11 protein-coding genes are annotated in these 12,998 nt (G+C 40.8%); 8 read left to right on the forward strand and 3 right to left on the reverse strand.

Annotated features, from left to right (window positions below; genetic code table 11):
• Positions 1-32 precede the first annotated feature (32 nt).
• The 4 genes from Q1W14_RS02250 (at position 33) to Q1W14_RS02265 (ending at position 5,888) form a co-directional block, all read left to right on the forward strand.
• Entirely contained in the window at positions 33-860 is an 828-nt protein-coding gene (locus Q1W14_RS02250; protein WP_300698894.1) for a discoidin domain-containing protein, read from the forward strand.
• Between the two features lie 389 nt (positions 861-1,249).
• Positions 1,250-1,744 (forward strand): BACON domain-containing protein, encoded by a 495-nt coding sequence (locus tag Q1W14_RS02255; protein WP_300698896.1) that lies wholly within the window; start codon positions 1,250-1,252, stop codon positions 1,742-1,744.
• Positions 1,723-2,004 carry a hypothetical protein gene (locus Q1W14_RS02260; RefSeq protein WP_300698898.1) on the forward strand — a complete coding sequence of 94 codons (282 nt, stop codon included), beginning with the start codon at positions 1,723-1,725 and terminating at the stop codon, positions 2,002-2,004. The genes Q1W14_RS02255 and Q1W14_RS02260 overlap by 22 nt, the downstream gene beginning before the upstream one ends.
• Before the next feature lie 26 nt (positions 2,005-2,030).
• The gene (locus Q1W14_RS02265; RefSeq protein ID WP_300698900.1) at positions 2,031-5,888 is read left to right on the forward strand and encodes a TIM-barrel domain-containing protein; all 3,858 of its coding nucleotides are present in this window, start codon (positions 2,031-2,033) and stop codon (positions 5,886-5,888) included.
• A 105-nt stretch (positions 5,889-5,993) separates the two neighbouring features.
• Here Q1W14_RS02265 and Q1W14_RS02270 read toward each other — a convergent pair whose 3' ends face one another.
• Complete coding sequence (locus tag Q1W14_RS02270; RefSeq protein ID WP_300698902.1) at positions 5,994-6,698, reverse strand: SAM-dependent methyltransferase; 705 nt, start codon at positions 6,696-6,698, stop codon at positions 5,994-5,996.
• Positions 6,699-6,828: 130 nt separating this feature from the next.
• On the reverse strand, positions 6,829-7,686 hold the full coding sequence (locus Q1W14_RS02275; protein WP_300698904.1) for an enoyl-ACP reductase: 858 nt from the start codon (positions 7,684-7,686) through the stop codon (positions 6,829-6,831).
• A gap of 160 nt (positions 7,687-7,846) precedes the next feature.
• On the opposite strand from Q1W14_RS02275, the gene Q1W14_RS02280 reads away from it, so the two are divergent.
• Positions 7,847-8,500, forward strand: coding sequence for an HAD family hydrolase (locus Q1W14_RS02280; RefSeq protein ID WP_300698906.1), 654 nt, complete (start codon positions 7,847-7,849; stop codon positions 8,498-8,500).
• Positions 8,501-8,516: 16 nt separating this feature from the next.
• On the opposite strand, the gene Q1W14_RS02285 is transcribed toward Q1W14_RS02280, so the two are convergent.
• Positions 8,517-8,639: a hypothetical protein gene (locus Q1W14_RS02285; protein WP_300698908.1), complete on the reverse strand. Its 123-nt coding sequence runs from the start codon at positions 8,637-8,639 to the stop codon at positions 8,517-8,519.
• A gap of 346 nt (positions 8,640-8,985) precedes the next feature.
• On the opposite strand from Q1W14_RS02285, the gene Q1W14_RS02290 reads away from it, so the two are divergent.
• From Q1W14_RS02290 to Q1W14_RS02300, 3 genes are all read left to right on the forward strand, one after another.
• The gene (locus tag Q1W14_RS02290) at positions 8,986-10,389 is read left to right on the forward strand and encodes a PTS transporter subunit IIC (protein WP_300698910.1); all 1,404 of its coding nucleotides are present in this window, start codon (positions 8,986-8,988) and stop codon (positions 10,387-10,389) included.
• Between the two features lie 25 nt (positions 10,390-10,414).
• On the forward strand, positions 10,415-11,335 hold the full coding sequence (gene kduI / locus Q1W14_RS02295; RefSeq protein WP_300698912.1) for a 5-dehydro-4-deoxy-D-glucuronate isomerase: 921 nt from the start codon (positions 10,415-10,417) through the stop codon (positions 11,333-11,335).
• Positions 11,336-11,407: 72 nt separating this feature from the next.
• Positions 11,408-12,874 (forward strand): MFS transporter, encoded by a 1,467-nt coding sequence (locus Q1W14_RS02300; RefSeq protein ID WP_300698914.1) that lies wholly within the window; start codon positions 11,408-11,410, stop codon positions 12,872-12,874.
• Positions 12,875-12,998: the final 124 nt, after the last annotated feature.

The following is a 12,998-nucleotide window of genomic DNA, read 5'->3' on the forward strand; positions in this document are numbered from 1 at the left end:
TTGAATTAATAACTGTAAAATAGATATATAAAATGAAAAAGTTATCATATTTACTGCTGCTTCTTTTAACGGTTATTACATATGGATGTGCTGAAACAGAACAACCATATGTGGGATACATTGTAGTAGAAGATGCTGTTTTACCTGCAGCCGGAGGCTCAACTACCCTTACTGCAGACACTGACATTTCGTCTCCAATCTCCATAGAAGTAGAAAAAGGAGCAGATTGGTGTACTATATCCATTGCCGGGAATAAAATCACCGCTACAGCTACGCAAGCTAACACTGGTATTGATAGTAGAAAAGCAATTGTCTATCTCAGATGCGGTTACCGTGAAGAGACATTTACTGTAACACAACAATATGAAGGTCAGCAGTATGAAATTGACTGGAGTGATTGGACTGCTAGTGGTAATAGTGTACAAGCTAATGATGGTGGAGGATATCCAAGTCTGTTTACAGAAGAGCGCACGACATTTTGGCATAGTAATTACAGTGAACCAGTCCCTCTTCCTTATGAAATAATCATTGATATGCAAAAAGAACATACTTGCTATAAATTTAGAATAGGTCGGAGAGCGTATGGTGCTATCAATTATCCTTCTGTGAAAACAATGGAAATATATGGTAGTACTGATAATGAAAATTTTACCAAGGTGGGTGGTTTTACATTTGCTTTACCATGGACAGCACCTGATGGAACAGTTGTAACTGGAAATAGCGCATTAATTCCCGGAATTGAGGATGTTGAACTGGAAAAACCTGTAACGGTACGCTATGTAAAACTTGTTATTACAGCAACCAATACATCCAACAAGGCTTGTCAAGTATCTTATTTCAAAGCATACGAAAAGAAATAAAGCCACAGTTTGAGCTAACCTTATTTACTAAATTATTAGTGGAGGATGTCTTGAAAGTGACTTCTGGCATCCTCCATATTAATCTTAAACTATATAAATCATGAAGATACGTAATTTTGCTTTTTTAGTTTATATGTGTCTCATTGATTCAAGTTGTAAGAATATAGTCTTTGAAAAAAACATTCCTGTTACACAATTGACGACACGAAGTATCCCTAATGATTTTACCAATTACAGCTCTTATTTTTTGATATCTCCTTTATTGATAAAAACCTTAATCTAAATATTAAGCAATTAATTATTTAGTATATAGTCACATATTATTCACACTAATCTTTTAACCTTATAAATTATTTCTCTCTAAATCATTCAACCTTACATCAATCTTTATGAAATACGTTTTCTCCCTTCTGGTTCTTCTCCTCTCCCTTTTTGTATCTTGCAAAGAGGGAGAGGAAGTTCCGGAAACTCTACCCTTTATTGATATCAATAACAATTCGATCCAATTCGTACGTTTAACATCAAGTCAGAACTTAAAAGTAAGCACAAACATTGATGATATTAAATGTGAGATAACATCAGGTACAAATTGGTGTAGTGCACTATATACAGATGATCAACTGACCATTACAGTAGCAAGCAACAATGGATATAAATCACGTACGGGCAATATCACTCTAAACGGAAAACAAGCCAAAGTAGCTATTACAATTACTCAAGATGGCAAAAAAACTCACAATGAAATAGACGATGTGTGGATGAAACTGGTTCCTTTTTGGCAATTGAAACTTTATGTAATGGATGTATTAGGAAAAAAAAAATTCTATAAGTACATTTGCGAACAATTAAGGTTGCGCCCGATATGGATACTAATGAAACCATAGAAGGCTATTACCAATTGAATTTTGTGAAATTAGCTTGTGAGTCTGCACAATTGGATCTGACGGATTTCTTTGAAGCTTGGGGATTCCTCACACCAATCAACCGGATATTGAACGATTATGGTACGTATCAATTCGCTATTACCAGTCAACAGATTGATCAGGTAAAAAATGAAATTGCTTTGCAAAACTACCCTAAACCTAAAGATAGCAATATCTATGCTATAAAAGATGATAATGTTTCTGAATACAAGAACTTCTAACCATCATTAATTAAAAAAACGTAAGTATGAGTAATTTACTAAGTAACTTCAGGAGATGGAAAGCAATGCCAATTGCTTTATTTCTGCTTGCAGCATCCCCCTACGCTACGCAAGCAGCAACCTCGAAACAAAGTAGTGCAGTAGCTGCCAAACAGGGTCTCCGGATTATAGGTGTAATGAAAATCAACCCGACTACCGTCGAGGTATTGTTTTCCAACCACCAACGCATGACGCTAGACTTCTACGGAGAAAATATCTTCCGGATGTTTCAAGATAATAACGGAGGTATTCTCCGCGATCCGGAAGCAAAGCCTGAAGCTAAGATTCTGGTGAGCCAACCCCGCAAGAGTGTATCACAAGTGGATGTAAAAGATGATGCAGGTACTGTTTCCATCACTACAGGAAAGATCAAAGTTCAGTTTGATAAGAACACAGCTTTGATGAAGATCATCAATCTAGAGATAGGAGCCACGGCAGTGGAACAAGCAGAACCCACTCTCTTTGAAAAAGAAAGAGTTACCCTGAAACTAAAAGAAAACCCGCAAGAATATTTCTATGGCGGCGGTGTACAGAACGGACGCTTCTCACACAAAGGCAAAACCATTGCCATTGAAAACCAGAACAGTTGGACAGACGGCGGTGTAGCATCTCCCAATCCATACTACTGGTCGACAAATGGATACGGTATAATGTGGCATACCTTCAAGAGAGGTACTTACGACTTCGGTAGAGAGGAAAAGAACATCGTAAAATTGTTTCATCAAACTGATTATCTGGATGCTTTCGTTATGGTAAATGATGGTGCCGTACCTTTGTTAAACGACTTCTATCAGTTGACAGGTAATCCGGTACTGATACCGAAATTCGGTTTCTATCAAGGACACCTCAATGCCTACAACCGTGACTTCTGGAAAGAAGACGAAAATGGTATTCTCTTTGAAGACGGCAAACGCTACAAAGAGAGTCAAAAAGACAACGGCGGTATCAAAGAGTCGCTGAACGGTGAAAAGAACAACTACCAATTCTCAGCACGTGCTGTTATAGACCGCTATAAGAACCACGATATGCCATTTGGCTGGTTACTGCCTAACGATGGTTATGGAGCCGGTTACGGTCAAACAGAAACCATCGACGGAAATATTCAGAATTTAAAAGACCTGACTGACTACGCCCGCAAGAATGGTGTTGAAATAGGCTTGTGGACGCAATCCGATCTTCACCCCAAAGCCGGTATCAGCGCCTTACTGCAACGTGACATCGTAAAAGAAGTACGTGATGCAGGTGTTCGTGTACTGAAGACCGACGTTGCTTGGGTAGGTGCCGGATATTCCTTCGGACTAAACGGTATCACTGATGTAGCACATATCATGTCCTACTATGGTAGTGACGCCCGCCCCTTCATCATCTCACTGGACGGATGGGCAGGAACACAACGTTATGCCGGTATCTGGTCTGGCGATCAAACCGGTGGTACATGGGAATATATTCGTTTCCACATTCCTACCTATATCGGTTCCGGATTATCGGGTAACCCCAATATCTGTTCCGATATGGACGGTATCTTCGGCGGAAAGGACTTGGCTATCAATACCAGAGATTTCCAGTGGAAAACCTTCACACCTATGCAGTTGAATATGGACGGATGGGGATCGAATGAAAAGTACCCTCATGCTTTGGGTGAACCGGCAACCTCCATCAACCGCTGGTATCTGAAGATGAAATCGGAAATCATGCCTTACGCCTATAGCATTGCTAAGGAATCAGTAGACGGATTGCCGATGATTCGGGCAATGTTCTTGGAATATCCCAATCCTTATACACTAGGAAAGGCTACGCAATATCAGTTCCTCTATGGTCCGTATTTCCTTGTAGCTCCTATTTATCAAGCTACTAAGGCTGATGAACAAGGTAATGATATCCGCAATGGCATCTACTTGCCCGCAGGAGAATGGGTAGATTACTTCTCAGGTGAGATATATCAAGGTGATCGCATCATCAACAATTATGCTTCTCCTCTTTGGAAGCTACCCGTATTCGTGAAGAACGGAGCCATTATCCCTATGACGCCCCCCAACAACAACGTCAACGAAACAGCCAAGAATCTACGTATATACGAACTCTATCCATACGGACAGAGCACATTTACCGAATATGACGACGACGGTACAACCGAAGAATATCGTGCAGGCAAGGGCGTAAGCACTCTCATTGAGTCGAGTGTCGGAGCGAAGGGTGAGGTTACAGTTACCATCTACCCTACCCAAGGCGATTTCACAGGTTTCGTAAAAGAGAAAGCTACTGAATTCAGAATCAACGTAACCGAAAAACCCAAGAAGATAGCGGCAACCATCGGCAAGAATAAGCTGAAACTCACAGAAGCAACAACAATGGACGAGTTCCTTCAAAAAGAAAACGTTTACTTCTATGATGCCCAGCCCAATCTAAACAAATTTGCCACCAAAGGCAGCGAATTTGAGAAAGTAGTCATTACCAAGAACCCTCAACTCTTGGTGAAACTCGCTGCCACTGACGTCACAGCAGACGAAACTTCTTTGAAGATTGACGGATTTGTATTTGCTCCCAACGATACTTATAAGGTATCAACAGGCACTTTAACCGCTCCCAAAGCACAAATTACCGATACCAACACCGCATCTTATACACTGAAACCTACTTGGGACAAAGTAACCAATGCCGATTACTACGAAATTGAGTTCAACGGCATGAACTATAGCACCATCAAAGATGCTGAACTCATATTCGATGGTCTGAACGTGGAGACTACTTACGACTTCAAAATACGTGCGGTAAATAAAGACGGATATTCCGATTGGTCAGCTTTTAGCGCCACCACTAAGAAAGATCCGCTGGAATTTGCTATCCACGGTTTGAGTGGCGAGACTTCCTGTGAGAATCAAGGTCGCTCACTCCGTAAATTATTCGATTTTGAAGAAGGTGAACTGTGGCATACGAAGTACAATGTGAAAGCTGTTCCATTCGACTTAGTTGTAGACCTGCACTCTATCAACCAAATTGATAAGTTCCACTATCTGCCTCGTGGAGAAGCCGGTAACGGTACGATATTAAAGGGAACTGTTTCCTATAGTATGGACAAAGAAAACTGGACTGAAGCCGGAGCCTTTGAATGGAAGCGCGACAACGAAACCAAAGTATTCTCATTCCCACAAACTCCTACTGCCCGCTACATCAAGATGAGTGTTACCGAAGCTGTAGGTAATTATGGTTCAGGAACAGAATTATATGTCTTCAAAGTACCGGGAACAGAAAGCTATTTGCCTGGCGACATCAATAATGACAAATTCATAGACGAGAATGACCTGACTTCATACACCAACTACACCGGATTAAGAAGTGGAGATGCTGACTTTGAAGGTTACGTCAGCAATGGTGACTTGAATCGTAACGGTTTGATTGACGCATATGACATTTCTGTAGTAGCTACTCAGCTAGATGGTGGTGCCGATGGCATTAGAGGCGAGAAGGTTGCAGGAAGTATCAGTATCAGTACCCCAAAACGTACTTATATCAAAGATGAAGTAGTAGAAGTATTAGTAAAAGGTAAAGGCCTGCATCAGGTAAATGCTCTCAGCTTCGCCCTACCCTACAATCCTGCTGATTATGAATTCGTAGGCGTACAACCAATGGGCATGAAGGAAATGGAGAACTTGACTAACGACCGTCTACACACCAATGGTGTGAAAGCCCTCTATCCTACCTTCGTTAATATTGGAGAGAAAGAATCCCTTGAAGGCGATAGTGACCTGTTCGTTCTTAAACTGAAAGCCCGTAAGAACGTTACTTTCAATCTGAAACCTATTGACGGGTTCCTGGTAGATAAACTACTGAATGTAGAGAAGTTCTAAAGAGGCATTACTCTAATAATAAAAAAATCATCCTGACAAAGAATACGCTTTATCAGGATGATTTTTTTATATATACTGTTTGAATTCAGATAACTTTTGCAACTCCTATTTGTATAATAGAAATATACAAGGAATCTTCGAAAGTTCGGGCACCTTCCCCCGCCATTCCTTTACTGTTTTTGTTTTGATATATTCTCCCTCACAAGTGATGTTTGCCGCAATACACAGTTTGGTTTGTGGACGACAATTTTGCAAAATATCATCCACCATCTTGTTATTACGATAAGGTGTCTCAATGAAAAGCTGCGTTTGCTGTTCGGCATACACACGTTGTTCCAAAGTCTTTATTTTCTTAGCCCGTTCTCCCGGTTCAATAGGAAGATACCCATGAAAAGCAAAACTTTGGCCATTGAAACCAGATCCCATCACAGACATTATAATAGAAGAAGGTCCTACCAATGGAACTACTTTCAAATTTTTCTGTTGTGCTATAGCCACTACATCTGCTCCCGGGTCTGCCACTGCCGGACAACCCGCTTCTGAAATCACTCCCATAGAATTACCTTCAATAAGCGGTTTCAAATAACCGGAGATATCTTCGGGAGATGTATGTTTGTTTAATGGATAGAATGTCAACGCATCAATATCTATTTCTCTATCTACTTTCTTTAGAAAGCGACGCGCCGAACGCACATCCTCCACTATAAAATGACGAATTCCCAGGATCACTTCCGTATTATAAGAAGGCAATACCGATTCAATAGAAGTATCACCCAACGTGACAGGTATAAGATAAAGTGCTGTTTCCATAATAATAATAATAATAATAATTAGTGATAAGTGATTAATGATTAGTGATTTGCTTGTGTTTCTATGCAGCTTAATAGCGCAGCGTAATCACTAACAAATCACTAATCACTTATCACTAATCACTATTTTTCTATCCATAGATAATATTTCCGTTTTCGTCTTTGTATTCGTCAAGACCTTTTTCGTAAGTAGCCATGGCGCGAAGACTCATACCTACACTAGAGAATCCGCCATCATGGTAGAGGTTCTGCATAGTAACCTTACGGGTAAGATCAGAGAACATCACGATACAATAATCAGCACATTCATCGGCAGATGCATTTCCCAGAGGAGACATACGGTTGGCAAAGTCGAACAACTTATCCATACCTTTCACACCGGAACCGGCAGTAGTGAATGTCGGTGACTGAGATATAGTATTGATACGCACGCCATGTTCACGACCATAGATGTAACCAAAACTGCGAGCAATAGACTCCAACAGTGCTTTAGCATCAGCCATATCATTATATCCATAGAATGTACGCTGTGCAGCTACATAGCTCAAAGCCAAAATAGAACCGTTTTCGGAAATCGCATTCAGCTTCTTGGCAGCCTGAATCATTTTATGGAAAGAAACGGCTGAAACATCCAAAGTTGTATTCAGCATGTTATAGTCTAAATCATCGTACGTACGTTTCTTTCGAACATTAGGAGACATTCCAATAGAATGGAGTACAAAGTCAATCTGACCACCTAAAACTTCCATAGAGCGTTTGAATACGTTCTCCAAGTCTTCTACATTGGTAGCATCTGCAGGAATCACTTCGCAATGCAATTTCTCCGATAAAGCGGAGACTTCGCCCATGCGGACTGCCACCGGAGTATTGGTCAAGGTGATCATTGCACCTTCTTCTACTGCTTTTTCTGCTACTTTCCAGGCAATGGACTGCTCATTCAGAGCACCGAAAATAATGCCTCTTTTTCCTTTCAACAAATTATAACTCATACCTATATTTAATTAAGATTTAATAAGGGGGTTTCCTTATTAACAAATTTAAAGCCGCAAAGATACGAAGTTTCTGCATAAAAATCCTGAAAGTGTGCAAAGAAAAGGCTTAAATGGCTCAAATATCCTATCTTTGCACCAATTTAAGATTAAAAAAATAATGAAAAAGCTGATAATATTCGACCTTGACGGGACTTTACTGAACACTATTGCCGATTTGGCTCAAAGTACCAACCATGCATTACAGACCCTAGGTTACCCTACTCATGAAGAGTCGGCCTATAACTTCATGGTGGGCAACGGTATCAACAAGCTTTTTGAACGTGCCCTACCCGAAAATGAAAAGACGGAAGAAAATGTATTACGCGTAAGACGGGAATTCATCCCTTACTACAATGAGCACAATGCAGATAAAAGCCGCCCCTACCCCGGCATTTCCCAACTTCTCAAAGAAATGCAAGAAAAAGGGATACAACTGGCCGTAGCTTCCAACAAATATCAATCGGCTACTGTAAAATTGATTGCTCACTACTTCCCCACCATTTCTTTCATTGCCGTATTTGGTCAACGTGAAGACATTCCTGTAAAACCTGATCCCGCCATTGTAAACGATATTCTGGATATAGCCCAAGTTGCAAAAGAAGACGTTCTCTATGTAGGAGATTCCGGCGTAGATATGCAGACAGCCGCCAATGCCGAAGTAACCGCTTGTGGAGTGACTTGGGGATTTCGTCCCCGCACTGAACTGGAAGCGTTTCATCCTACCTATATTGTGGACGAAGCACTCTCCATTTCAACAATTGCCACCCGATAGGACTGAAAGTTCCCCTTTACTCCGGGAACTTACTTTCATCAAGGTCTTTTCCCCATAATTCTACGTCTGATGGAGCTTTATATATACTCCAGGCTACCATCAGTCCTATTATTAACAAGAAAATTAAATATACTTCCATAGTTCGTTAAAGTTTATTTTATATGTATTAATAACACACTAAATACTGTTAGGTTCAACCATTCATTCTTTTGTATTACCCCTACAATATTTTAAGAAACAAAAGTAATAGTTTCCATTTAAACCGATGTGTATTTTTCAACATAGAGAGTGCTTTATTTAGTTTTCGTGTGCGGGAACAATCAATTTTGTGCACGATAACGACCAATTTTGTCTAAAATCGTCCGTTTTACTAAATATTATGCTTTTCGAATTTGATTAATTAATAAAAGGTCTTATTTTTGACCCCGATTTAAAATTCATACTATCGTAAAACATAATCAATTACCAAATTAAATCACAAAAGAATGGAACAAGTTTTCAGTTATATCATCGGCTTAGGAGCAGCAGTGATGATGCCTATAATCTTTACAATTCTGGGCGTATGTATCGGTATCAAACTTAGCAAAGCATTAAAAAGCGGTCTGCTGGTGGGCGTCGGTTTTGTAGGTTTATCAGTTGTCACTGCATTGTTAACCAGCAGCTTGGGTCCTGCCTTAGGTCAAGTTGTTGAAATATACGGACTTCAATTGAAAGTATTCGATATGGGATGGCCTGCTGCTGCCGCTGTAGCCTATAACACCTCGGTAGGTGCTTTCATTATCCCTGTATGTTTAGGTGTCAACCTCTTGATGTTATTAACGAAAACCACTCGTACTGTAAATATCGACCTTTGGAATTACTGGCATTTTGCATTTATCGGTGCAGTAGTTTATTTTGCCAGTGATAATATCTGGTGGGGCTTTTTTGCTGCTATTATATGTTATATTATCACCTTGGTTATGGCAGATTTTACAGCCGAAAAGTTCCAAGGCTTCTATGATAAGATGGAAGGTATCTCCATTCCACAACCTTTCTGTGCAGGTTTTGTACCTTTTGCCATTGTAATTAATAAGATATTAGATAAAATTCCCGGATTTGATAAGTTGAACATAGACGCTGAAGGCATGAAGAAGAAATTCGGTTTGTTGGGTGAGCCTTTGTTTCTGGGTATTCTGGTAGGTTGCGGCATCGGAGCATTGTCTTGCAAGAACGGTCAAGAGTTGGCTGAAAAAATACCTTATATATTAGGACTGGGTATTAAGATGGGTGCTGTAATGGAATTGATTCCCCGTATCACCGCTTTGTTTATTGAAGGTTTGAAACCTATTTCTGATGCAACCCGTGAAATGATAGCCAAGAAGTTCAAAGGTGCTGTGGGACTGAATATTGGTATGAGCCCGGCATTGGTTATCGGCCATCCTGCAACTTTGGTGGTATCGCTGTTACTGATTCCTGTTGCTATCTTATTGGCAGTTGTTCTGCCGGGAAATCAGTTCTTACCATTGGCTTCATTAGCTGGTATGTTCTACTTGTTCCCGTTAGTATTGCCTATCACAAAAGGTAATGTTGTGAAAACGTTCATCGTCGGACTGGTAGTATTGACTATCGGACTGTATTTCGTTACCGATTTGGCCCCGTACTTCACCAAAGCCGCTCACGATGTGTATGCTAAGACACAAGATGCTGCCGTAAACATCCCTGCCGGATTTGAAGGTGGTGCCCTCGACTTTGCATCCAGCCCATTTGCCTGGGCTATATTCCACCTGACTTATTCTTTTAAATATATCGGTTCTGCCGTACTGGTACTCTGCACACTATTCCTGATGATTTTGAACCGTCGTGCCATCATTAAAATGCAGAAAGCAGCCAAAGAAACAGCAAACAATTAATAAATAACCAAATAAAAAAAACATCATGAAGAAATTCGCAATTGCACTGATGTTGGGTGTTGCCGCCGTATCGGCTTCCGCTCAAGTAAATTACAAGATGCAGGTTGCTTGCAACCCGCAGGACGTTAAAACGTATGACACAAACCGTCTGCGTAGTAGTTTCCTGATGGAGAAAGTAATGGCTCCGGATGAAATCAATGTAACTTATTCTATGTATGACCGCCTCATCTTTGGTGGTGCAGTACCTGCAACCAAAGAATTGGTTCTCGAAACTATCGATCCGCTGAAAGCTTCTTATTTCTTGGAAAGAAGAGAATTAGGCGTTATCAATATCGGTGGTGAAGGTATTGTTACCGTAGATGGCAAAGAATACACACTGAACTTTAAAGATGCTTTATACGTAGGTAGAGGCAACAAAAAAGTAACTTTCAAGAGCAAAGATGCAGCGAAACCTGCTAAATTCTACATCAACTCAGCCACAGCTCATAAAGCATATAAGACTCAGTTGATCACTATCGACGGCCGCAAGGGATCTTTGAAAGCTAACTCTTTCCCTGCCGGTAAGATGGAAGAAAGTAATGACCGCGTAATCAATCAGCTAATCGTAAACAATGTATTGGAAGAAGGTCCTTGTCAATTGCAAATGGGTCTGACCGAACTGAAACCGGGTAGTGTTTGGAATACAATGCCTGCTCATACACACAGCCGTCGCGTTGAAGCTTATTTCTACTTCAATGTACCGCAGGACAATGCCGTCTGCCACTTCATGGGCGAACCTCAGGAAGAACGTATCGTATGGATGCAAAACGAACAAGCTATCATGTCACCCGAATGGTCAATTCATGCCGCAGCAGGAACCAGCAACTATATGTTTATCTGGGGTATGGCTGGTGAGAACCTTGACTATGGAGATATGGACAAACTAAAATACACAGAAATGCGTTAAGCCCCCCATTAAATAGGCATGGATTCTAGTTCCGTGCCTATTTTTTTACAACCAAACAATAAATCTATTATCATGAGTACATCCAAAAACACAATGGGCAAAATGACCAATTACCGTTGGACAATATGCGCTATGTTATTTTTCGCGACAACAGTTAACTACCTCGACCGCCAGGTCCTTTCCCTTACCTGGAAAGATTTCATCGCCCCGGAATTTCACTGGACAGATGCCGACTATGGAGATATAACAGCCATATTTTCTATTGTATATGCCATTGCTAACCTGTTTGCCGGACGTTTCATCGACTGGATGGGTACACGAAAAGGCTATGTTTGGGCAATTGGTGTATGGTCATTGGGGGCTTGTGCGCATGCTTTGTGCGGCTGGGCTACCGAGCACGTAGTTGGTATTCATGATGCTGCCGAAATGATTTCCGCCACTGGCGCTGTGGCTTCTACTATTACTATTACCAGTGTTTATTTCTTTATTGCCGCCCGCGTTATTTTAAGTATAGGTGAAGCAGGAAACTTCCCCGCCGCTATTAAAGTGACCGCTGAATACTTTCCGAAAAAAGACCGCGCATTCTCTACTTCTATCTTCAATGCAGGTGCTACTGTAGGAGCTTTGGCAGCTCCGGTAACCATTCCTTCGTTGGCACGGTACTTCCAAGCTATGGGTATTGGCAATGGTTGGGAAATGGCTTTTATCGTGATCGGTGCATTAGGTTTCGTCTGGATGGGTATGTGGTTGTTCATGTATAAAAAGCCACACGACAATATAAAAGTCAATGCAGCAGAATTAGCATATATCGAACAAGATAAACAAGCCGAAGAAGAACTGCGACCGACTACGAACAAAGTAGAAAAAAAGCTCTCTTTCCTACAATGTTTAAAGTATCGCCAGGCATGGGCATTTGCCCTTGGTAAGTTTACAACTGACGGTGTGTGGTGGTTCTTCCTTTTCTGGACACCTGCCTACATCTCAGACGTTTACGGTTTCTCTTCGGATAGTGGTACAGCACAATTATTGATATTTGTACTCTATGCAATCACTATGCTATCCATCTATGGTGGTAAATTACCCACAATTATCATTAACAAAACAGGTTTGAATCCGTATGCTGCCCGTATGCGAGCAATGTTCATTTTCGCTCTTTTCCCGTTGCTTGCTCTGTTCGCACAACCGTTAGGTTCATATTCATACTGGTTCCCTATTATTATTATCGGTATCGCCGGAGCAGCTCACCAATCCTGGTCAGCCAATATCTATTCTGTAGTTGGCGATATGTTCCCCAAAAGTGCAGTGGCTACTATCATTGGTTTTGGAGGTATGGCAGGAGGTGTCGGTGCATTCATTATCAACAAGAGTTCCGGCATGCTGTTTACCTATGCAGGTGAAACGCAAATGACTTTCATGGGCTTCCAAGGCAAACCGGCAGGGTATTTTATTATCTTCTGTATATGTGCAGTATCTTATTTGATTGGCTGGTTTATTATAAAGGCATTAGTACCGAAATATAAGCCTATCGTATTGGATTAATTCATTATAAGACATAAAAAAAGCTTTTTCTCACGAAAAAGCTTTCTTTTGTCTTCCCACCATTCTAAGCAAAGATCTAAGTGAAGGAAGACACAATTTAAGATGAAAAAAAGGGAAGTCTCAC

The sequence above is a fragment of the Bacteroides sp. genome (assembly GCF_030151085.1).
Classification (GTDB): Bacteria; Bacteroidota; Bacteroidia; order Bacteroidales; family Bacteroidaceae; genus Bacteroides.

Coding starts and splice junctions, on each gene's coding strand:
- Q1W14_RS02250 (WP_300698894.1), top strand. CDS start 33: ATGAAAAAGTTATCATATTTACTGCTGCTTCTTTTAACGGTTATTACA.
- Q1W14_RS02255 (WP_300698896.1), top strand. CDS start 1,250: ATGAAATACGTTTTCTCCCTTCTGGTTCTTCTCCTCTCCCTTTTTGTA.
- Q1W14_RS02260 (WP_300698898.1), top strand. CDS start 1,723: ATGGATACTAATGAAACCATAGAAGGCTATTACCAATTGAATTTTGTG.
- Q1W14_RS02265 (WP_300698900.1), top strand. CDS start 2,031: ATGAGTAATTTACTAAGTAACTTCAGGAGATGGAAAGCAATGCCAATT.
- Q1W14_RS02270 (WP_300698902.1), bottom strand. CDS start 6,698: ATGGAAACAGCACTTTATCTTATACCTGTCACGTTGGGTGATACTTCT.
- Q1W14_RS02275 (WP_300698904.1), bottom strand. CDS start 7,686: ATGAGTTATAATTTGTTGAAAGGAAAAAGAGGCATTATTTTCGGTGCT.
- Q1W14_RS02280 (WP_300698906.1), top strand. CDS start 7,847: ATGAAAAAGCTGATAATATTCGACCTTGACGGGACTTTACTGAACACT.
- Q1W14_RS02285 (WP_300698908.1), bottom strand. CDS start 8,639: ATGGAAGTATATTTAATTTTCTTGTTAATAATAGGACTGATGGTAGCC.
- Q1W14_RS02290 (WP_300698910.1), top strand. CDS start 8,986: ATGGAACAAGTTTTCAGTTATATCATCGGCTTAGGAGCAGCAGTGATG.
- kduI (WP_300698912.1), top strand. CDS start 10,415: ATGAAGAAATTCGCAATTGCACTGATGTTGGGTGTTGCCGCCGTATCG.
- Q1W14_RS02300 (WP_300698914.1), top strand. CDS start 11,408: ATGAGTACATCCAAAAACACAATGGGCAAAATGACCAATTACCGTTGG.